General features: G+C 61.1%; 20 protein-coding genes. 11 read left to right on the top strand and 9 right to left on the bottom strand.

Features of this window, described 5'->3' with window-relative positions; all coding sequences use genetic code 11:
* The first annotated feature begins 35 nt into the window (after positions 1-35).
* Together abaF and KGB23_RS13460 are read left to right on the top strand one after the other, a co-directional pair.
* A complete protein-coding gene (gene abaF, locus KGB23_RS13465) occupies positions 36-1433 on the top strand; it encodes a fosfomycin efflux MFS transporter AbaF (protein ID WP_223431429.1) in 1398 nt (465 codons plus the stop codon).
* Between the two features lie 198 nt (positions 1434-1631).
* Positions 1632-3212, top strand: a complete 1581-nt coding sequence (locus KGB23_RS13460; protein ID WP_223431428.1) for an aldehyde dehydrogenase (NADP(+)) — start codon at positions 1632-1634, stop codon at positions 3210-3212.
* Positions 3213-3245: 33 nt separating this feature from the next.
* Here the strand turns inward: KGB23_RS13460 and KGB23_RS13455 are convergent, their stop codons facing one another.
* A complete protein-coding gene (locus KGB23_RS13455) occupies positions 3246-4253 on the bottom strand; it encodes an Ldh family oxidoreductase (RefSeq protein ID WP_223431427.1) in 1008 nt (335 codons plus the stop codon).
* Between the two features lie 237 nt (positions 4254-4490).
* Here KGB23_RS13455 and KGB23_RS13450 point away from each other — a divergent pair, with 237 nt between their 5' ends.
* The 4 genes from KGB23_RS13450 (at position 4491) to KGB23_RS13435 (ending at position 6596) form a co-directional block, all read left to right on the top strand.
* Positions 4491-4931 (top strand): Ohr family peroxiredoxin, encoded by a 441-nt coding sequence (locus KGB23_RS13450; RefSeq protein WP_223431426.1) that lies wholly within the window; start codon positions 4491-4493, stop codon positions 4929-4931.
* A 76-nt stretch (positions 4932-5007) separates the two neighbouring features.
* Positions 5008-5451: an Ohr family peroxiredoxin gene (locus tag KGB23_RS13445; RefSeq protein WP_223431425.1), complete on the top strand. Its 444-nt coding sequence runs from the start codon at positions 5008-5010 to the stop codon at positions 5449-5451.
* Positions 5452-5560: 109 nt separating this feature from the next.
* Positions 5561-6001 carry an Ohr family peroxiredoxin gene (locus tag KGB23_RS13440; protein WP_150657331.1) on the top strand — a complete coding sequence of 147 codons (441 nt, stop codon included), beginning with the start codon at positions 5561-5563 and terminating at the stop codon, positions 5999-6001.
* A gap of 133 nt (positions 6002-6134) precedes the next feature.
* Positions 6135-6596 carry a MarR family winged helix-turn-helix transcriptional regulator gene (locus tag KGB23_RS13435; RefSeq protein WP_095132653.1) on the top strand — a complete coding sequence of 154 codons (462 nt, stop codon included), beginning with the start codon at positions 6135-6137 and terminating at the stop codon, positions 6594-6596.
* 37 nt (positions 6597-6633) lie between these two features.
* Here KGB23_RS13435 and ptrR read toward each other — a convergent pair whose 3' ends face one another.
* Complete coding sequence (gene ptrR / locus KGB23_RS13430) at positions 6634-7518, bottom strand: putrescine utilization regulator PtrR (protein WP_046046804.1); 885 nt, start codon at positions 7516-7518, stop codon at positions 6634-6636.
* A 100-nt stretch (positions 7519-7618) separates the two neighbouring features.
* Between ptrR and KGB23_RS13425 the strand changes: the two genes are divergently transcribed.
* Complete coding sequence (locus tag KGB23_RS13425) at positions 7619-9010, top strand: aldehyde dehydrogenase family protein (RefSeq protein WP_223431424.1); 1392 nt, start codon at positions 7619-7621, stop codon at positions 9008-9010.
* 44 nt (positions 9011-9054) lie between these two features.
* Here KGB23_RS13425 and KGB23_RS13420 read toward each other — a convergent pair whose 3' ends face one another.
* Positions 9055-9426 (bottom strand): nuclear transport factor 2 family protein, encoded by a 372-nt coding sequence (locus KGB23_RS13420; protein WP_056745311.1) that lies wholly within the window; start codon positions 9424-9426, stop codon positions 9055-9057.
* 147 nt (positions 9427-9573) lie between these two features.
* On the opposite strand from KGB23_RS13420, the gene KGB23_RS13415 reads away from it, so the two are divergent.
* On the top strand, positions 9574-10236 hold the full coding sequence (locus KGB23_RS13415; protein WP_223431423.1) for a glutathione S-transferase family protein: 663 nt from the start codon (positions 9574-9576) through the stop codon (positions 10234-10236).
* A gap of 5 nt (positions 10237-10241) precedes the next feature.
* Here the strand turns inward: KGB23_RS13415 and KGB23_RS13410 are convergent, their stop codons facing one another.
* On the bottom strand, positions 10242-11186 hold the full coding sequence (locus KGB23_RS13410; RefSeq protein WP_223431422.1) for an aldo/keto reductase: 945 nt from the start codon (positions 11184-11186) through the stop codon (positions 10242-10244).
* Between the two features lie 428 nt (positions 11187-11614).
* Between KGB23_RS13410 and KGB23_RS13405 the strand changes: the two genes are divergently transcribed.
* Positions 11615-12403, top strand: coding sequence for an alpha/beta hydrolase (locus KGB23_RS13405; RefSeq protein WP_223431421.1), 789 nt, complete (start codon positions 11615-11617; stop codon positions 12401-12403).
* Between the two features lie 14 nt (positions 12404-12417).
* On the opposite strand, the gene KGB23_RS13400 is transcribed toward KGB23_RS13405, so the two are convergent.
* The 3 genes from KGB23_RS13400 to KGB23_RS13390 form a co-directional block, all read right to left on the bottom strand.
* Positions 12418-13689 carry an epoxide hydrolase family protein gene (locus KGB23_RS13400; RefSeq protein ID WP_223431420.1) on the bottom strand — a complete coding sequence of 424 codons (1272 nt, stop codon included), beginning with the start codon at positions 13687-13689 and terminating at the stop codon, positions 12418-12420.
* A gap of 622 nt (positions 13690-14311) precedes the next feature.
* The gene (locus KGB23_RS13395; protein ID WP_223431419.1) at positions 14312-14728 is read right to left on the bottom strand and encodes an organic hydroperoxide resistance protein; all 417 of its coding nucleotides are present in this window, start codon (positions 14726-14728) and stop codon (positions 14312-14314) included.
* Between the two features lie 158 nt (positions 14729-14886).
* Positions 14887-16218 carry a PLP-dependent aminotransferase family protein gene (locus KGB23_RS13390; RefSeq protein ID WP_223431418.1) on the bottom strand — a complete coding sequence of 444 codons (1332 nt, stop codon included), beginning with the start codon at positions 16216-16218 and terminating at the stop codon, positions 14887-14889.
* An 83-nt stretch (positions 16219-16301) separates the two neighbouring features.
* Between KGB23_RS13390 and KGB23_RS13385 the strand changes: the two genes are divergently transcribed.
* Entirely contained in the window at positions 16302-17192 is an 891-nt protein-coding gene (locus KGB23_RS13385; protein ID WP_223431417.1) for a DMT family transporter, read from the top strand.
* Here the strand turns inward: KGB23_RS13385 and KGB23_RS13380 are convergent.
* Positions 17140-17547, bottom strand: a complete 408-nt coding sequence (locus KGB23_RS13380) for a hypothetical protein (protein WP_223431416.1) — start codon at positions 17545-17547, stop codon at positions 17140-17142. The two genes, KGB23_RS13385 and KGB23_RS13380, sit on opposite strands and share 53 nt — an antisense overlap.
* 173 nt (positions 17548-17720) lie before the next feature.
* Here KGB23_RS13380 and KGB23_RS13375 point away from each other — a divergent pair, with 173 nt between their 5' ends.
* Positions 17721-18581, top strand: a complete 861-nt coding sequence (locus tag KGB23_RS13375; RefSeq protein ID WP_223431415.1) for a CAP domain-containing protein — start codon at positions 17721-17723, stop codon at positions 18579-18581.
* Between the two features lie 16 nt (positions 18582-18597).
* Here KGB23_RS13375 and KGB23_RS13370 read toward each other — a convergent pair whose 3' ends face one another.
* Positions 18598-19227 (bottom strand): PQQ-binding-like beta-propeller repeat protein, encoded by a 630-nt coding sequence (locus tag KGB23_RS13370; protein WP_223431414.1) that lies wholly within the window; start codon positions 19225-19227, stop codon positions 18598-18600.
* Positions 19228-19251 lie beyond the last annotated feature (24 nt).

Raw genomic sequence — 19251 nt, 5'->3', positions numbered from 1 at the left:
TGCCTGTTTTTTGCGCCTCTACAGGAAACGTCAGCATGCCCAATCCTCACAACACCGCCCGCGCAACCACACCTTCGGGACTCAAACGTGTCGTAGCCGCCGCCATGGCCGGCACCGTCGCCGAATGGTATGAATTCTTCCTCTACGGCACCGCCTCGGCACTGGTCTTCGGCCAGCTGTTTTTTCGCCAGACCGACAGCCCGATCGATGGCATCCTCGCTGCCTTCGCCCTGTATGCCGTCGGCTTCCTCGCCCGTCCATTGGGTGGTTTGGTGTTCGGTCACTACGGTGACAAGTTCGGCCGCAAACGCCTGCTGCAACTGAGCCTGGTGGTGGTCGGTATCACCACGTTCCTGATGGGCTGCCTGCCCGGTTTCGACCAGATCGGCTACGCCGCGCCCGTGTTACTGGTGTTGCTGCGGCTGATCCAGGGTTTCGCCTTCGGCGGTGAATGGGGCGGTGCGATTCTGTTGGTGTCCGAACACTGCCCGGACAATCGCCGAGGCTTCTGGGCCAGTTGGCCGCAAGCCGGTGTACCGGCCGGTAACCTGGTGGCGACCGTCGCGTTGCTGCTGTTGTCGTCGAACCTGTCGGAGGAGCAATTCCTAGCGTGGGGCTGGCGTGTGGCGTTCTGGTTCTCGGCGGTGGTGGTGCTGATCGGCTACTGGATTCGCACCAGCGTCGATGACGCGCCGATCTTCAAGGAAGCCCAGGCCCGTCAGGCGCAAAACAAGCAACAACAGCTGGGTGTGGTCGAAGTGCTGCGTCATCACTGGCGTGCAGTGCTGGTCGGTATCGGCGCGCGGTTTGCCGAGAACATTCTCTACTACACCGTCGTGACCTTCTCGATTACCTATCTGAAACTGGTGGTGCACAAGGACACCTCAGAGATTCTGTTTCTGATGTTCGGCGCGCACCTGCTGCACTTCTTCATGATCCCGCTGATGGGTTATCTGTCCGACCTGGTCGGGCGCAAACCGGTATACCTGACGGGTGCGATCCTCACCGCGTTCTGGGGCTTCATCGGCTTCCCGATGATGGACACCGGCAACAACTGGCTGATCATCGGGGCTATCACCCTGGGCCTGGCGATCGAGTCGATGACCTACGCGCCCTACTCGGCGCTGATGGCCGAAATGTTCCCGACCCACGTGCGCTACACCGCGTTGTCCTTGTGCTACCAAGTGGCACCGATCTTCGCCGGCTCGTTGGCGCCGTTGATTGCCCTCACCCTGCTCAACAAGTACCACAGCTCGACACCGATCGCCTGGTACCTGGTCGGCGCTGCGCTGATCTCTATTGTCGCCGTCGGTTTGACTCGGGAAACCCGTGGCAAGTCGCTGCACCTGGTGGATAGCGAATCTGCTGCACGGATTGCTGCTCTGGATACCGCCGAATCCGCCATCCCGCGCCGGGGCGATTCGTTGGCCTGAGCCTGGCGATCAAATGTGGCGAGGGGGCTTGCCCCCGTTGGGTCGCGAAGCGGCCCCAAAACCAGCAATCGGTTGCGTCAGGCACTCCGCATTCGTTGAATTTGCGACCGCTGCGCGGTCGAACGGGGGCAAGCCCCCTCGCCACAGTTTTTTGTCCGACGCGCCTTTCCCTTTGCCCTCTTTCGACAGGAGTTTTTCATGCCCCACATCATCGGCCACAACTACATCGGCGGTGCGCGCAGTGCCGCCGGCAACATCACCGTGCAAAGCCATGACGCCAGCACTGGTGAAGCGCTGCCCTACTCGTTCATGCAAGCCACCGTTGAGGAAGTCGACGCCGCCGCCCAGGCAGCGGCTGCCGCCTACCCAGCCTTCCGCAACTTGCCGGCGAACCGGCGCGCGGAGTTTCTCGAGGCCATCGCCGCGCAACTGGATGCGCTGGACGATGAGTTCATTGCCCTGGTAACCCGCGAAACGGCGCTGCCATTCGGGCGTATTCAGGGTGAACGCGGCCGCACCAGCGGTCAGATGCGCCTGTTCGCTCAGGTCCTGCGCCGTGGCGACTACTACGGCGCGCGCATCGACCGCGCCTTGCCTGAGCGTCAGCCACTTCCACGGGTGGATCTGCGTCAGTACCGGATCGGCATCGGCCCGGTCGCGGTGTTTGGCGCGAGCAATTTCCCGCTGGCGTTCTCCACTGCCGGTGGCGACACCGCTGCCGCCCTGGCCGCCGGTTGCCCGGTGGTGTTCAAGGCCCACAGCGGGCATATGGCGACTGCCGAACTCGTGGCCGATGCGATCATCCGCGCCGCCGAGCAAACCAGCATGCCCAAAGGCGTGTTCAACATGATCTACGGCGCGGGTGTCGGCGAAGCACTGGTCAAGCATCCCGCGATCCAGGCGGTGGGCTTCACCGGTTCGCTCAAAGGCGGTCGCGCCCTCTGCGACATGGCCGCCGCACGGCCGCAGCCAATTCCTGTGTTCGCCGAAATGAGCAGCATCAATCCGGTGCTGGTACTGCCCGAAGCCCTGCAACTGCGCGGCGATAAAATCGCCCGCGAACTCGCCGCGTCAGTGGTACTCGGCTGCGGGCAGTTCTGCACCAACCCCGGATTGGTAATCGGCATTCGCTCCCCCGAGTTCAGCGCATTTGTTGAATCACTCAGTGCGATCATGGCCGACCAGCCGGGGCAAACCATGCTCAACGCCGGCACGTTAACCAGCTACGCCAAGGGCGTGCAGGCGCTGCACGCGCATCCGCACATCAGCCACTTGGCTGGCTGCGAACAGCAGGGCAAGCAGGCCCAGCCGCAGCTGTTCAAGGCCGACGTCAGCCTGCTGCTCAACGGCGACCCGCTGTTGCAGGAAGAAGTTTTCGGGCCGACCACGGTGCTGGTGGAAGTAGCCGACAAGGCCGAACTGCAACGGGCGTTGCAGAGTTTGCACGGTCAACTTACGGCCACGCTGATTGCCGAAGCCGGTGACCTGCAAACCCATAGCGAACTGCTGCCGCTGCTCGAGCAGAAAGTCGGACGGGTACTGTTCAACGGCTACCCGACCGGCGTCGAAGTCTGCGATGCGATGGTGCATGGCGGGCCCTACCCGGCCACCTCCGATGCCCGTGGCACCTCGGTCGGCAGCCTGGCCATCGAGCGTTTCCTGCGCCCGGTGTGCTACCAGAACTGCCCGGATGCGCTCCTGCCCGAGGCGCTGAAAAACGCCAATCCGCTGGGCATCGCCCGTCTGGTCGACGGCAACAGCCACCGCGAACCGCTGTAAAACCAAACGGGCGCCACTGGCGCCCGTTTCTCATCAATCCAGCAGTGCCTTCAAGTCGTTGTACAAGGCTTCGGGAATCTGCACGCCCTCCACCAAACTGCGTGCTCGCGCCTCGTAACGCCGTTGCGACGGCAAGCGTGCGCCCTGCCCTTGTATGCTCTGGAACATCACTTCGGCACGGGCCAGGTGCTGCTCGGTGGCCTCGCCGAGAAAGCGCCGCGGATCGAGGGCGATGATCAGCTCGCCGTGGTACGGCGATGACTTGCTGCCCGCGTCGTACGCCAGCGATTCCGCACTGGTCAGGTCACCAATCAACGGCCCGGCGATCAACTCCACCATGGCGGCCAGCGCCGAGCCCTTGTGCCCGCCGAACGTCAGCATCGCGCCGGCATCGAGCACCACGTTCGCATCGGTACTCGGCTGCCCGTCTGCATCGACGCCCCAGCCTTCGGGAATCGCTTTGCCGGCGCGTCGATGCAACTCGATCTCGCCACGGGCAATCGCACTGGTGGCGAAGTCGAACACAAACGGATCCTTGCCCGAACGCGGCCAGCCAAACGCAATGGGATTGGTACCAAACACCGGTTGACTGCCTCCCGCCGGCGCGACCCAGGCATGGCTGGGATTACACGCCAGCGCCACCAGGCCGGCAGCGGTCAGTTGCTCGATCTCGACCCACAGGGCGGAAAAATGCACACAGCGATTGATCGCCAGCGCCGCAATCCCGTTTGCCCGGGTTTTCTCCTCCAGCAATGGCAGACCCGCCTGAAACGCCAACTGGGAAAAACCACCCGCCGCATCGACCCGCACGATCGAAGGGGCCTGGTCGATCACCCGTGGCTCGGCATCGGCCATTACCTTTCCGGCCCTAAGCGAATTTACGCACCCCAATACCCGATACAAACCGTGGGAGGCGCAGCCATCGCGCTCCCCGGCAATCACCGTGGCGGCCACCGCCTGAGCGTGGGCAAGGTTGAAACCGTTGTGCAGCAAGATCGATTCGGCCAGCTCGCGAGCTTCGGCCAGGGACAGTCGTTTCATCATCAACTCCTTGGACAGACCGCCCAGACTGGCCCATTCCCGACGCCACGGCTTGATCGCTTTAGACCCGGTCGACGACGAATTCGGCATATCCCGGCAGCCCGGCCATTCGTCGGCTGGACGCCACACCACCCCTTGACACCGATTGAGCTCTGCGCGAGTATTATTTCTATCGCATACGATACAAACGTATACGACAGACAAGCACCACCTATTGAAACGTTGAGGATTCATTCCATGAGCAAGATCGAAAAAGTACTGGTCACCGGCAAAACCCACACCACGTTCAGCGACGCGACCCGTGCCCACGGCAACCTCGACATCGAGCTGTCGTCGCCAGGTAACGCGAAACCGGCCCACGTGTTCGCAGCTACCCAACCGCACCCGACGGCCGAGCAACTGTTCGCCGGCGCATGGTCGGCCTGCTACATCTCCGCCATCGAACACATAGCCAAGGCGAAAAAAGTGATGCTGCCGGCCGATGTGTCCGTCGACATCGAGGTCGATCTGGGCCAGACCGGTCAGGCTTACTTCCTTCAGGCTCGATTCTTTGTCCGCTTGCCGGGCGTGGCACACGACGTCGCAACGGCACTGGCGCACGCCGCACACGAACTCTGCCCGTACTCGAAAGCGACGCTGGGCAACATCGACGTGGCGGTGAACGTCCTGACGGCGTGAAGATCGTTTTAATCCATTAAATATGTCGCATACGATATAAGCGCATACGAAAACAGTAACAACTCAGGAAATCATCATGAGCAAGATCGAAAAAGTACTGGCCACCGGCAAAACCCACACCACCGTCAGCAACACCTCGCGCGGCCATGACGGCAGCCTCGACATCACCCTGTCGACGCCTGGCAACGCCAAGCCAGCCCACGTGTTCGCCGCCACCCAGCCGCACCCGACGGCCGAGCAACTGTTCGCCGGCGCATGGTCGGCCTGCTACACCGCCGCCGTCGGCTTGGTGGCCGGAGAAATGAACGTGGTGCTGCCGTCGGATCTGTCCGTCGACATCGAAGTCGATCTGGGTCAGACCGGTCCGGCCTACTTCCTTCAGGCTCGATTGACCCTGCGCGTACCGGGTTTGTCGAACGATGTTGCGACCACACTGGCGCACACCGCCGATCAAATCTGCCCGTACTCGAAAGCGACGCGGGGTAACATTGACGTGGCCCTGAACGTCCTCACGGCTTGACGCACCGCGCGGCGTTGCTGTCGATCGGCATTGTCGATACACCATATATATCGCATGCGCTTTAAGCGCATACGAATCACAACCCCAACAAAATGATGAGGACTCATCCATGAACAAGATCGAAAAAGTCCTGGCCACAGGCAAAACCCACACGACGTTCAGCGACGGTGACAACTCTTCCCGCGGCCTCGCCATCGAGCTCTCGTCGCCTGGAAACCCTAGACTGGCACACGAGTTCGCAGCCATTGTGCCGCACCCAACGGCAGAGCAGTTTTTCGCCGGCGCATGGTCGGCCTGCTACACCGCTGCCGTCGAACTGGCGGCGAAAAATATGAAGGTGACGCTGCCGCCCAATCTGGCCGTTGATATTGAGGTCGATCTGGGCCAGACCGGTCCGGCCTACTTCCTCCAGGCCCGGCTGACTCTTCGCGTGCCAGGCTTGACGCAAGACGTCGCGACGGAGCTGGCGCACGCCGCAGACCAAATCTGCCCGTACTCGAAGGCGACGCGCGGCAATATCGACGTGGTCATCAACGCCCTGACAGCGTGATGCACCGTACGACCGGTTCGACTTTCGCCGTCGAACCGGTCGCCACCGTCAGTTAGAGTCGTTCCGACACAATCGCATACGAGGTATATTTCGCTTTTTGCGAGCCATCCGTCTTTGGCCAACGAGGATGTACATGAAACCCACCGACAACGCCGTCCCCGACAACCTGAAGCTCTCCGAATTCCTGTGTTTTGCGGTCTATTCCACCAACCTGGCCTTCGGCAAGGCTTACAAGCCGATACTCGAGCAGCTTGGGCTGACCTATACGCAATACATCACCATCGTCGCGCTGTGGGAGGAAGACAATCAGACCGTCGGCAGCCTGGGCGAGAAGCTGTTTCTGGAATCGAACACGCTGACCCCAATCCTGAAGAAACTGGAAGCGATGGGCTTTTTGCAAAGGCAGCGCGATCCCGAGGACGAGCGCCAAGTGCGGATCAGCCTGACGAAGAACGGCCGACAGCTGCGCGAAAGCCAACCGGAAATGGGCCTCGCCGACGCGACGGGCCTGACGCTCGACGAGTTCTCGATCCTGCAAAAAGCGGTCGTGAAGCTGCGCAACAATCTGATCAAGTCGACAAAAGCCGGGGAATAAGCCGGCACGCCGATCTGGACATTCTCAAGCGCACGAACTAGCGCACCGCCTCATCCCGCACCACCCCGCGCTCCTCCAGCAAGCGCACAAACATGGTCAGACTTTGCGACACCGTGCCCCGGCGCCACACCAGCCAGGTGCGCAAGTAGCGGAACGATTCCGATAACGGCCAGACGCTCACCGTGGTGCATCCGGGCATGCTGTTGAGCATGCTGCGGGGCATCAGCGCCAGGCCTGCACCGGCGCTGACGCACGCCAGCATGCCGTGATAGGACTCCATTTCGAAAATCTTGCCGGGCACCGCCGCGTCCTTGGCGAACCAGCTTTCGAAGTGATGGCGGTAGGAACAATTGGAGCGGAAGGCATAGATGTTTTCGCCATTAACATCCCGCGCACGATGGATGGGGGAATGGTTGAGCGGTGCGATCACCACCATTTCTTCCTCAAACGCCGGCACGCCTTCCAGTGCCGGGTGCAGCACCGGTCCATCGACAAACGCTGCCGCCAGTCGGCCAGACAACACCCCGTCGATCATGGTCCCCGAAGGTCCGGTGGACAGATCCAGTTCGACCTTGGCGTGCTTCTGGTTATACGCCGCCAGCAGCTCAGGGATGCGCACTGCAGCGGTGCTCTCCAGCGACCCCAGGGGAAACGATCCCTGCGGTTCTTCGCCCGCCACCGTCGCGCGAGCCTCCTGGACCAGGTCGAGAATGCGCCGGGCATAGTCAAGGAAACTCCAGCCGGCCGGCGACAAGCGCAAGCGGCTCTTCTCGCGGATAAACAGGTCCACGCCCAGATCCAGCTCCAGCTGTTTGATCCGCGTCGTCAGGTTCGACGGCACCCGGTGGATGTGTTGAGCCGCCGCGCTGATGCTGCCATGTTCGGCGACGGCTTTGAAAATTTCCAGCTGAACCAGATCCAAGGCATTCTCCAAACGTGAACGATATACTCAGTATTATTCAGTTTCCAGAAAACGAACGCCACCGTAACCTGAGCGCATCCCCACCTCGCAGGACGGTGCCATGACTCAAGTTTCCAGCCTCACTCATGCCATTTCGATCAACCCCGCCAACGGCGAGCAGATCGGCCACTACCCTTTCGAATCCGCATCGGCACTGGACGACGCCCTGTCCCGCGCTGCTGCCGGGTTTCGCGCCTGGCGCAGCAAACCGGTTGATCAACGTTCGCAGTTGTTGATCGCCCTGGCTCAGGCATTGCGCAACAACGCCGCCGCGATGGCGAACATGATCACCCTGGAAATGGGCAAGCCAATCACTCAGGCGCGCGGCGAAATCGAAAAGTGCGCGCAGCTCTGCGAATGGTACGCCGAACACGGCCCGGCGATGCTGAGCGCTGAGCCGACGCTGGTTGAAGGTGGAAAAGCGCGCATTGAGTATCGCCCGCTCGGCCCGATTCTCGCGGTGATGCCGTGGAACTTCCCGATCTGGCAGGTCCTGCGCGGCGCCGTTCCAGCATTGATCGCCGGCAACACCTACATACTCAAACATGCTCCGAACGTGATGGGCAGCGCCTATCTGTTGCGGGAAGCCTTCAAGCAAGCCGACTTCCCTGAAGGCGTGTTCGAGGTCATCAACGTCACGCCCGACGGCGTCTCCACCGCGATCGCCGATCCCCGCATCGCGGCGGTGACCCTCACTGGCAGCGTGCGAGCCGGCATCGCCATCGGCGCTCAAGCCGGCGCGGCGCTGAAGAAGTGTGTACTGGAACTGGGCGGCTCCGATCCGTTCATCGTGCTCAACGATGCCGACCTCGACGAAGCGGTCAAAGCCGCCGTGATTGGCCGTTACCAAAACACCGGGCAAGTCTGCGCGGCCGCCAAACGCTTGATCGTCGAGCAAGGCATCGTCGAGGAATTCACGCGCAAGTTCGTCGAAGCCACGCAAAATCTGGTGGTCGGCGATCCACTGGCCGCCAACACCTACATCGGCCCCATGGCCCGCTTTGATCTGCGTGATGAACTGGATCAACAGGTGCGCGACACCCTGGAAGAAGGCGCGACGTTGTTGATGGGCGGCAAGAAGGCTGAAGGCGCCGGCAATTTTTACGAGCCCACGGTCTTCGGTGATGTCACCGACCAGATGACCTCGTTCAAACAGGAACTGTTTGGCCCGGTGGCCTCGATCATCACGGCGCGCGATGCTGCCCATGCACTGGCACTGGCGAATGACAGTGAGTTCGGCCTGGCCTCAACCATTTACACACGCAACGTCGAGCTTGCCGAACAGATGGCCGGTGAACTGGAAACCGGTGGCGTGTTTATCAATGGCTATTGCGCCTCCGACCCACGCGTCACCTTTGGCGGCGTGAAGAAAAGCGGGTTTGGCCGTGAACTCTCGCATTTCGGTGTGCGTGAATTCTGCAATGCCCAGACGGTGTGGCTGGATCGGCACTGATTGCATAACGATTCCCGGGAGCTTTTGGCTCCCGGGCTCACGCGCTATTCGTTCAAGTAATACAGCTTGTTCACAATCATCCAGCGGTAATTGATGTTCAGTAGCGACAGATAATCGGTAAATCGCATGCCGAGATAATCATCAGTGACTTTGACCGCGGCGGCATCACCCGTGACATCGATGCTGAGCACTTCCCAAAACGGTTTGACCTCTTTGGCTGCCGGCCCCTCGGCCTTGATCGCGCTGATAAATTCCTCCAGGGATGCCCATTCAAGCTTTTCTTCGTAATGGCCAATGATGCGGCAAGAAGGATGAAAGGCCTGTCGCAGCAAGGCTTCATCGGCGAACACCATGCCTTCTACATAATTGCGGACCACCACGTTGATGTGTTCTTTAGCCAGCAGTTGAGTCGTCATGTCATACCTCCAGCGTTCTCACCTTCGCACCGCCGGATCAGGTTGATCGGTCGTCCATCCCACCCTGAAAGTCTAGCACCGCGCGCTTAACCGTCCTGGACGGCGACTATGATGATGGGGGTCACTTGCCTTTCGAGGAGCTGAGAGATGTCGCTGACTCTTTACTACCATCCGCTGTCGTCCTTCTGCCATAAAGTGCTCATCGCGCTCTACGAAAACGCTGTCGAATTCGAAAAACGGATCATCGATCTCGCCAACGATGTAGACAGAGCAGAGCTGCAAGCGCTGTGGCCGCTCGGCAAATTCCCGGTCATCTGCGACCACGCTCGCCAGCGCAACGTGGCGGAGACCACGATCATCATCGAATATCTGGACCAATTTTATCCAGGTGAACATCCGCTCGTTCCCAACGATTGGGACGCCGCGCTGGAGGTCCGTCTGTGGGACCGTGTGTGCGACCACTATCTACAGACGCCGCTGCAACAGATTGTGTTGGATCGCCTGCGCGGCGCTCACGGCGATTTGCCCCGAGAACGTTCCACACTGCAGACGGCGTACGGCATGCTCGACCACCAGATGGCCTCCAGAATCTGGCTCGCCAGTGCAAATTTCAGCCTGGCCGATTGCGCCGCCGCCCCGGCCCTGTTTTATGCCAGTACGCTTGAGCCGTTTCCCGACAACTACGGTCACTTGAAAGCCTATTTCGACAGGCTGATGAACAGACCGTCCGTCCAGCGGGTCATCGACGAAGCCAGACCCTACTTCTCGATGTATCCGTTTGCCGAAGCCATCCCGGAGCGGTTTCGCTAGCGCGCCTAACCGACAATATCGATCAACTGCTCGCGCTGCGCTCCCGTCAGCATCGGACCGAAACCGGCACCGGCATTTTCCGCCATGTAACGCGGGTTGCCGGTACCAGGGATGACGCAGGTCACCGCCGAATGCGTCAGCAGGAACTTGAGCGCCAGCTGCGCCCAGCTGTTGACCCCCACTTGCGCGGCCCATCCCGGTAGCGGTTTGCCCTTCAAGCGCGCGAGCAAATCACCGCCGCCGAAGGGCCGATTGCAGATCACCGCCACGCCGCGTTCGCGACACAGTGGCAGGATGCGTTTCTCGACGCCGCGATCGTCCAGGGCATAGTTGATCTGCAAGAAGTCCAATGGCTCGGCCTTGAGTACCGCTTCCACCTCGTCATACGCCGACGCGGTGTAATGGGTGATGCCGATGTATCGAATGCGCCCTTCTTCCTTCCATTTGCGCAAGGTCGGCAGATGGGTTTTCCAGTCCAGCAGGTTGTGAATCTGCATCAGGTCGATCCGGTCGGTCTGCAGCAGTTTGAAGGACTGTTCCATCTGCGCGATGCCTTCTTCGCGGCCACGGGTCCACACCTTGGTGGCCAGAAACGCCGGCGAGCGCGGTTCATGAATCGACAGCAATTCACCGGTCGTCTGTTCGGCGCGACCGTACATCGGCGAACTGTCGATCACCTTCCCACCCTTCTCGAACAACGCGCGCAACACAGTAGGCAGCTGCTTGTAGGCGGGGCTTGAAGGCTCGACATCAAAGCCGCGATACGTGCCCAGCCCAACGATCGGTAGTAGTTCGGCGCTGGATGGAATGGCCCGGGTCAGCATGTTCTTGCCTCCTGTTTCGCTCGACGGCGTGGATGCTGCAAAAGCCGGATCGAAGGTGAAAACCGCCGAAGCACCGGCAGCCAGCGTGAGTATTTTTCGACGCGTGTAGCCATCAGTGTGGCTCATGGAATTGCCCTTCCACATTTTTGCTGTCAGCCACGGTCCACCGCACGTCTCGCGCCGGACGCACGAGGCTGGCCACATCAGCATAGCTACCGGCGACCATTCGCCCCTCAACAAGCACCGCGATCTGTAGCAGCTGCCGAGCCCGCGAGGCTGCGTTCGGCTGCGAAGCAGTCGTAAAACCTGAGTTTGCGGTCTTCCTGAAACACCGCATCGTCTGATTTCACGACTGCTTCGCAGCCGGACGCAGGCTTCGCCAGCTGCTACAGATCGCGTTACGGCTTAACAGCCTCAGCGCCGCTTTTTCGCAGGGCGGGACGTTGAGCCATTTAACAGCGATGGGCATGGGTGCCCTCCCGGTGCGTCGCGCTCTCGGTCTACTACACTCTGACAGCGATCAAGCGATAGCCGTCTTCAGGCCAGAGCCGTCAATGCCGCCCACTAAAGTTAGCCGAATGCCACGAATCCTGGTGTCAATCGTCGTCATCATCGCCGTCGTGTATCTGGCGCTCTGCGCTGCGCTGTTCGTGTTCCAGCGCGCCCTCATCTACTTCCCGCAACCGCGCGCTGTCGACACCTCGGCCACGTTGCTCACGTTGTCCGTCGACGACGCTCAGGTGCTGGTATCCGTCAGGCCGCACGAGGGGCCCAAAGCGTTGATCTATTTCGGTGGGAATGCCGAGGACGTCTCCCGGAGCCTGCCTTCGTTTTCCGAAGCCTTTGCCGATCACGCCGTCTACTTGCTGCACTACAGAGGCTACGGTGGCAGCTCTGGATCGCCCTCCGAGGAGATGATTTCGCGCGACGCCATGACCTTGTTTGACCTGGTCTACGCCACCCATCCACACATTACGGTGGTCGGTCGCAGCCTGGGCTCGGGCGTTGCCGTGCGCCTCGCCAGCCAACGCCCGGCGGCGCGTCTGGTGCTGATCACGCCCTACAACAGTGTTGAAGAACTCGCCGCCCGGCAGTTCCCCATCTTCCCGGTGAAGTGGTTGCTCAAGGACACCTTTGAATCATGGAAGTACGCCGCCCATATCACAGTGCCCACGCTGTTGATCGCGGCTGAGCACGACGAAGTGATACCGCGTTCCAGCACAGAGCGGCTCTTCACGCATTTCGCCAAGGGGGTGGCGTCGCTGAAGGTCATACCGGGTACGGGGCACAACTCGATATCCGAGAGTCCCGAGTACCTCAAAGTGTTGGGCGATGGTTTGTAAGTGGCGGTGTTCGACTAGCGCAGCGACCGGAACGCCGTGCGAAGTTCCTCGGTAAAAAGCTGCGGCTGTTCCCAGGCCGCGAAGTGGCCGCCCTTGTCGGCCTGGTGGAAGTAGATCAGGTTGCTATAGGCGCGCCGGGCCCATGTTTCTGGCGGGCAGTAGACATCCTCTGGAAACACCGTGACGGCCACCGGCAGCGAAATCTCGGTGGTCTTCTGTGCGGCCGAAGAAAGCGGGCTTCGCCCCATGTTCTCCCAATAGAGCCTTGCTGCCGAAGCGGCGCTATTCGTCAGCCAGTACAGCGTGATGTCGTCCAGCACTTCATCCTTCGTCGGCGACTGTTGGGGGTCGGCGCCGTATGTCCACCGGGCAAAGCCTGGATGCACGAGCAGGAGCGCGGCGAGGAAGGCCGGTGAATCCGTCGCGCCGTAACCGATCATCTGCGGCCGCGCGGCCATCATCGCGCTGTACGCCAGATTCCCCTGTTTGACGAGCGTGGCGACGGCGTCGTAGGTCGCACGCTCCTCTTCGGAAAATCCCGCCGGCGCCGGTCCGCCGACAGCGAGCGCCGCGCTCGCTTCCGCCGGTATCGTGGCGGGCAGGTTAAGGTGAATACCGCGCAATCCGGCCGGCGCCTGGCGCGCCATCGCGCTGGTAATGGGGGCGCCCCAGTCACCACCCTGGGCGACGTAGCGGGTGTATTCGAGGCGCTGCATCAGCTGCGCCCAGACCCGCGCGATGTGGTCTGGATCCCAACCAATACCACTTGGTTTGCCGGAGAAGCCGTAGCCAGGAATGGAAGGAATCACCACATCGAATGCATCTGCCGCATTGCCCCCGTAGGCGGTCGGATCAGTGAGTGGACCGACGACTTTGATGAACTCGAACACCGAGCCTGGCCAACCGTGGGTCATGATCATCGGCAGAGCGTTCGGGTGGGGGGAGCGCACCCAGATAAAGTGGATCTCGACCCCGTCGAGGGTGGTCACGTACTGCGCCAGATTATTGAGCTGCGCTTCGGCCTTGCGCCAGTCGTAGTCCGTGCCCCAGTAGCGAACCAGTTCCTGCAGTTGTGCCAGTTGCGCACCCTGTGATCGATCGGAAACCGTCTCTTTGTCCGGCCAGCGGGTCGCCGCGATACGGTTGCGCAGATCGGCGAGTTCCTTGTCCGCAATATTGACGTGGAAGGGCTGAATGGCCTTGGGATCGGCGGTGGGAGCGGCGCTGGCGAGGGCCGAGACGCAAAGCGCGAGGGTCGCTATAGCGACCGCGAATGTGTGCTTCATCTTCATACCTCAGCTGAGGTGAGAATGGCGTGGGCGGAGGTCGGGCGGCGCATGGCGCCCTTTACGATCTCGACGTCAGAAGGTTAGTACATTTCGTTCGGTAGCTTGGCATGCCCTCGCTCCGGTCCTGCTCCGTGGGCCCGCCGCCATCCATGCCGGGTTGCCCACTGCGCAGAACCGCCACTCGGCCTCTCGATGGGGCGGTGCATCAAGATCAAAAGATCGCAGCCTTCGGCAGCTCCTACAGAGCATGCGCAATTTCCCTGTAGGAGCTGTCGAGCGAAGCGAGACTGCGATCTTTTGATCTTGCCGTTGCTTTGCTTTGGCTTTAGATCTGCCTGCCCCTTTCCCAGAGGCCGAACGCAGGCGTTGCGCAGGGGGCACCGCGGCAAGGATGCCGCGGTAGCCGCCCCCGGCCATGGATGGCCGATGGCGGCGGGCCCCCGGAGTAATGCCTTCGTTACGGCATGCCGAGCCTAAGCGAGGCACCGAATGGAGGGGCAAAGCGTTTTGCTTCCTTTTGGGCGTCTGCAAAAGGGAGTCGCTGTAAAAGCGAAACCGCCAGCAGCCACCACCGCAGAAACGGATATGCACCCCAACCTTAAGTGAACAGTATTACGGCTCAGACCAGGTTGATTTCGACGTTGATGTTGCCCCGCGTGGCTTTGGAATACGGACACAGCTTGTGCCCTTCATCCACCAGCGCCCGGGCGGTTTCGCGGTCCATTCCCGGCAGGCTGATGTTGAGGCGCGCCTGCAGGAGGTAACCGCCTGCGTTGGTGCCCAGGTCAACTTCGGCGTCAATGGCCAGGTCAGGCGGGAGCGTGACCTTCATTTTGCCGGCAGCGACCTGCATCGCACCGATGAAGCAGGCTGACCAACCGGTGGCGACCAACTGCTCCGGATTGGTGCCATCACCCTTGGTGCCAGGGGACGAAAGCTTGACTTCGAGACGTCCATCATCACTGCGTGATGCGCCGTCTCGCCCACCCGTGGTGTGGACTTTGGCGGTGTACAGTACTTTTTCGATCTGGGTCATGATGATCTCCTGATTGAAAATGCCGGATGAAAAAGATTGCCCTCTGTGAGCGTATCGACCAGTCCTTCTTGCTAGATGGATTCGCCCCTCGTCAGGGCGCTTGCGTCACCTGCAGCGGACTGGACCTTTCAATATAGATGGCGGTGGGCGACTTCGGGCTATGAGTAAGCACCAATCACCCACTTAACTTTTTCCAGCGCCTCACGCAGTGCGCCCATCTCCGCAGACCCCAGCGCCAAGCGAATTGCATGCGGTACATGAGCAGAAGTCGCAAAAGGCTCAGCGGTTGAAACCGCGACTTTTTCACGCAGCAGCGCCGCCGCGATCTGGTCTGCCCTCGCATCTTCAGACAAAGGCAACCAAAGAAAATAGGACGACGGGTGGCGAATACATGGAAGGCCCGCCAGCACTTCTGCGGCCATGGTTTGCCTGGCCTGAGCATCCTGACGTTTTTCAGCTTCCAGCTGCATGACCGTGCCATCGTCGAGCCACGTGCTCGCGATCGCCGTCAGCACGCCCGGGGTATTCCAGGTGGTCGCCCTGATCGTGCGCTCCAGCGCGGGCACTTTTTCGGCCGGGGCAGCGACGAAACCTACGCGCAATCCGGTGGCCACACTCTTGGAGAGCCCTGAAACGTAAACAGTTCGCTCGGGTGCGAGTTGCGCCAACGGTGCCGGCGGGTTCTCGGCAAGGAAGGCATAGGCGGCGTCCTCGATGATGAGCAAGTCATGCCTGCGTGCAATCGTCACCAGCGAATCGCGCTGATCGGCACTCATCACCCACCCGAGCGGATTGTGCAGCGTCGGCATCGAGTACACCGCCCGCACGCGGCGACTCCGGCACAGACGGTCCAACGCCTCTAGATCAGGTCCGTGTTCGGTCACGGGAATGGGCACGATTTCCAGGTGCAAGGCTTCGGCCAGCACGATGAATCCTGAATAGGTCAGCGCATCCGCTGCAATCACATCACCGGGTTGCAGCAGCGCCATCATCGTCACGGCCAGCCCATGCTGGGCACCACTGACCACTAACACTTGTTCGGGATCCACCGTCAGCCCTCGGGCGAGCAAATGGCGCGCCACCGAGGCGCGCTCATGCAGACGCCCGGCGTGTGGCTGGTAGCGCAACAGGGACTCCAGATCACCGCCCGAGGCGAGTTGGCGCAGCGCATTTCGCAAGAGTTCTGCCTGCCCTGGCAGCGAGGGATAGTTGAAGTTGAGGTCGGTCATTCCCACAGCAACGTTTTTCTGGTCGATGCCCAAGCCCGGCGGCAACGACGTCTCCCGCACGAACGTGCCTCGCCCCGTCTCGCCGCTGACCAGGCCCATGGCTTCGAGCTCTGCATAGACCCGACTGGCGGTGACCAGCGCCAGCCCTTCTGTCGCCGCGAGTTGACGATGCGTCGGCAAGCGCGTGCCTGGCAACAATCGGCCTGACCGGATGTCAGCCGCAAAAGCATCCACTAATGACTTGTACCGTGAGCGAGGCATGTCGAGATGTATCCATGACAATTTTTTGATTGTAGTGATCGTCGATCATACGATGGATCTCTGCAAATTGAGAGTGCCCTCAGATGGAACGGACCCTGCAAAACCCAACGACGGAAAAGACCGCGAGCGGCTGGCTCAACGGGTTTATCGGTGTGCTGATTTTCAGCGGCTCGCTGCCGGCCACACGGTTGGCCGTGCTGGAATTCGACCCGGTTTTCCTGACCGTTGCCCGAGCGACGATTGCCGGACTTCTGGCGCTGTGCATGCTGGTGCTGTTTAAAGAAAAACGTCCCGCCAAGCGTCAGCTTTTGCCCTTGGTGATCGTGGCAATGGGCGTTGTAGTAGGGTTTCCGCTGCTGACGGCGCTGGCGCTGCAGTACGTGACGTCGGCTCATTCGATCGTCTTCGTTGGCTTGTTGCCACTCGCCACTGCGGTGTTCGGCGTGTTGCGCGGCGGGGAGCGTCCCCGGCCGGTGTTCTGGTTCTTCTCGGTGCTGGGCAGCGCGTTGGTCGTGGGATTTGCCGTCTCGCAAGGCCTGACCGCCTCTCCGACCGGCGACATTCTCATGCTGCTGGCCATCCTCGCCTGCGGGCTGGGTTATGCGGAAGGCGCAAAACTTTCAAGAACACTGGGAGGCTGGCAGGTGATCTCTTGGGCTTTGCTGCTGTCGCTGCCCGTTATGGTCCCGCTGACCTGGTTTCTGGCCCCTGCTTCGTTCTCGGGAATTACCCCATCCGCGTGGCTCAGCCTGGCTTACGTATCGATCTTCAGCATGCTGGTCGGTTTCGTATTCTGGTACCGCGGGCTGGCCCAAGGGGGGATTGCCGCCGTCGGCCAGCTTCAGCTGCTACAGCCGTTTTTTGGTTTGGCGCTGGCGGCCACGTTACTTCACGAACACGTCAGCATCGGCATGCTGGGGGTTACCGTCGCGGTGATCCTTTGCGTGGCCGGGGCGCGAAAGTTTTCGAAGTGAGTGGGCGCGACAAGCGCTGCTGCCAATTACCGGCATTGGCGCGCTGACATTCTTCTTCAGAATCGAACTGCACATGGGCCGATACCGGGCTGACGAGAACGTCTGCTTCGCTTAACGCAATGGCGGTCAACTCGAGCATGCGCTCGCCCTGCCCGCTGGCCAGCGCCTGATCCTTGTTGGCCTGTGTATCGAAGACCCAGATGACCCGCAGACTGGAAGGAAACAGATCGTAATCGACCTCGTGGGTCAGCCAGCAGAACCCGACGACTTCCGCTTTGGCCGTCTCACACGCCTCAGTCAGGGTGGCCACCAGGCGTCGCTCGATGTTCGCCTGATCGCGCTTGCTTAACGGCATGGCTGGGTCCTTGTGACGGGTAAAAAGAAGCCATCATACGACACCTCCATGTCCTCTTTGGCGGACGTCCTGCGCCCAGCGCAAATATGTCTCTTGCGCCCGTGAACCTTGTGTTGAAGCGCCAGTCATAGCCGAGCCGTGAATTCCACTTGCCCGCTCAGAGCTATTCATCCATGCGCCAAACCCTCCTGTCCGTTCGCGTTGCCTCGCTCTGTTTCATTCCTCTGTTTTCCCTGTTCGCCAACCCCGCCCACGCCGGTGCCGAAAGGCAGTTGGTGGAAGCCATCAACGACTACCGCGCTCACCCCGATCGCTGCTTGGGGCGCGCGGGTCGAGCGTTATCGCCGTTGGCATTGAAGTCGAACCTGGCCTTGCCGATCGGCTATGGCGGCGGTCTGCGTGATCGATTGAAAGCGTCTGGCTATCAGGCGGTAACCGTGCGCACGATTCGTGTGGTCGGTGCGCAGGATGCCGATGAGGCCTTCGACATGCTCCAGAGCGATTACTGCGGGGCGTTGCTCGATACCCAATATGCCGACATTGGCGTCAGTCGCGCCCGGAGTGAGTGGCAGGTGGTGCTGGCGCAGCCCGTGCTGGACAGTCGTGTGGGCGATACGCGAGCCGTCAGCAAAGCGTTGCTGGCACAGGTCAATGCAGCACGCTCAATACCGCGCCTCTGCGGTCGTCAGCGCTTCGCCGCTGCACGGCCATTGGCCTGGAACGCAGCCCTGGGCGCTGCGGCGCAAGGGCATAGCAAGGCAATGGCCTACGGCAACTACTTCGCACACCAGGACCCCGACGGTGACATGCCCGCAGACCGGGCCAGAGCCGCTGGTTTCCGTGGCCGGCAAATCGGCGAGAACATCGCTGCCGGCCAGGGCTCACCGAGCAAGGCCATGTCGGGCTGGCTGGCCAGCCCGGGGCATTGCGCCAACCTGATGAACCCGATGTTTACTCAGATGGGTGCAGCCTATGCGGCGGACGCACGCAGTGATAGAGGCGTTTATTGGACGATGTTGTTTGGCGCGCCTTGAGTGATTGAGCGGCGCCTCATTTGGGGCGCCGCACCGCCCTCACCTTCCCACTGCCACCGCCGCCGCAGAAAAACTGATCGCCGCCGTCCGATTCAAGCCCCGATACCCCGACGCCGGCCGGCAGCTTCACGCTTTCCAGCACTTCGCCGGTGGTCGAATCGATATGGCGTAACTCACTCTCGTCTTCTTCCCAGGTGCCATGCCACAGCTGCCCCTCGACCCAGGTCACCCCGGTGACAAAGCGGTTGGATTCAAGGGTGCGCAGAATCACACCAGTCTCGGGATCGATCTGATGAATCTTGCGATCCCGATACTCGCCGACCCACAGTGTCCCCTCCGCCCACGTCAGCCCTGAGTCGCTGCCGCCAGGCGCCGGAATAGTCGCGAGTACACGACCGGTCTGCGGGTCAATTTTCTGGATGCGGTCCTCGGCGATCTGGAACAGGTGCTGGCCGTCGAAGGCGGTGCCGGCATGGGCGGCAACATCGATTGAACGCAGTGTCTTGCCACTTTCAGGGTCCATGGCGTTGAGTTTGTCACCGGTGGCAAACCACACGTGCTGACCGTCCCAGGTGACGCCATGCACCTTGTCGACACCGGCAAAGGGTCCATATTCACGAAGGATTTTGGCTGCTGACTGTTTCATGTTGGCATTCCTCGTTACGGGTGG

Origin of the sequence: Pseudomonas sp. GL-B-26 (assembly GCF_019947405.1) — a bacterium.
Lineage (GTDB): Bacteria > Pseudomonadota > Gammaproteobacteria > Pseudomonadales > Pseudomonadaceae > Aquipseudomonas.
This window is presented reverse-complemented; position numbering and strand designations above follow the sequence as displayed.

What these genes read in the sequence shown, in the direction of transcription:
- KGB23_RS13420 (WP_056745311.1), bottom strand. Translation starts at nt 9,426, where the DNA reads ATGACGACTCAACTGCTGGCTAAAGAACACATCAACGTGGTGGTCCGC.
- KGB23_RS13435 (WP_095132653.1), top strand. Translation starts at nt 6,135, where the DNA reads ATGAAACCCACCGACAACGCCGTCCCCGACAACCTGAAGCTCTCCGAA.
- KGB23_RS13370 (WP_223431414.1), bottom strand. Translation starts at nt 19,227, where the DNA reads ATGAAACAGTCAGCAGCCAAAATCCTTCGTGAATATGGACCCTTTGCC.
- KGB23_RS13395 (WP_223431419.1), bottom strand. Translation starts at nt 14,728, where the DNA reads ATGACCCAGATCGAAAAAGTACTGTACACCGCCAAAGTCCACACCACG.
- KGB23_RS13415 (WP_223431423.1), top strand. Translation starts at nt 9,574, where the DNA reads ATGTCGCTGACTCTTTACTACCATCCGCTGTCGTCCTTCTGCCATAAA.
- KGB23_RS13380 (WP_223431416.1), bottom strand. Translation starts at nt 17,547, where the DNA reads ATGCCGTTAAGCAAGCGCGATCAGGCGAACATCGAGCGACGCCTGGTG.
- KGB23_RS13445 (WP_223431425.1), top strand. Translation starts at nt 5,008, where the DNA reads ATGAGCAAGATCGAAAAAGTACTGGCCACCGGCAAAACCCACACCACC.
- KGB23_RS13405 (WP_223431421.1), top strand. Translation starts at nt 11,615, where the DNA reads ATGCCGCCCACTAAAGTTAGCCGAATGCCACGAATCCTGGTGTCAATC.
- KGB23_RS13455 (WP_223431427.1), bottom strand. Translation starts at nt 4,253, where the DNA reads ATGAAACGACTGTCCCTGGCCGAAGCTCGCGAGCTGGCCGAATCGATC.
- KGB23_RS13375 (WP_223431415.1), top strand. Translation starts at nt 17,721, where the DNA reads ATGCGCCAAACCCTCCTGTCCGTTCGCGTTGCCTCGCTCTGTTTCATT.
- KGB23_RS13450 (WP_223431426.1), top strand. Translation starts at nt 4,491, where the DNA reads ATGAGCAAGATCGAAAAAGTACTGGTCACCGGCAAAACCCACACCACG.
- KGB23_RS13390 (WP_223431418.1), bottom strand. Translation starts at nt 16,218, where the DNA reads ATGCCTCGCTCACGGTACAAGTCATTAGTGGATGCTTTTGCGGCTGAC.
- KGB23_RS13425 (WP_223431424.1), top strand. Translation starts at nt 7,619, where the DNA reads ATGACTCAAGTTTCCAGCCTCACTCATGCCATTTCGATCAACCCCGCC.
- KGB23_RS13440 (WP_150657331.1), top strand. Translation starts at nt 5,561, where the DNA reads ATGAACAAGATCGAAAAAGTCCTGGCCACAGGCAAAACCCACACGACG.
- abaF (WP_223431429.1), top strand. Translation starts at nt 36, where the DNA reads ATGCCCAATCCTCACAACACCGCCCGCGCAACCACACCTTCGGGACTC.
- KGB23_RS13460 (WP_223431428.1), top strand. Translation starts at nt 1,632, where the DNA reads ATGCCCCACATCATCGGCCACAACTACATCGGCGGTGCGCGCAGTGCC.
- KGB23_RS13410 (WP_223431422.1), bottom strand. Translation starts at nt 11,186, where the DNA reads ATGAGCCACACTGATGGCTACACGCGTCGAAAAATACTCACGCTGGCT.
- KGB23_RS13385 (WP_223431417.1), top strand. Translation starts at nt 16,302, where the DNA reads ATGGAACGGACCCTGCAAAACCCAACGACGGAAAAGACCGCGAGCGGC.
- KGB23_RS13400 (WP_223431420.1), bottom strand. Translation starts at nt 13,689, where the DNA reads ATGAAGCACACATTCGCGGTCGCTATAGCGACCCTCGCGCTTTGCGTC.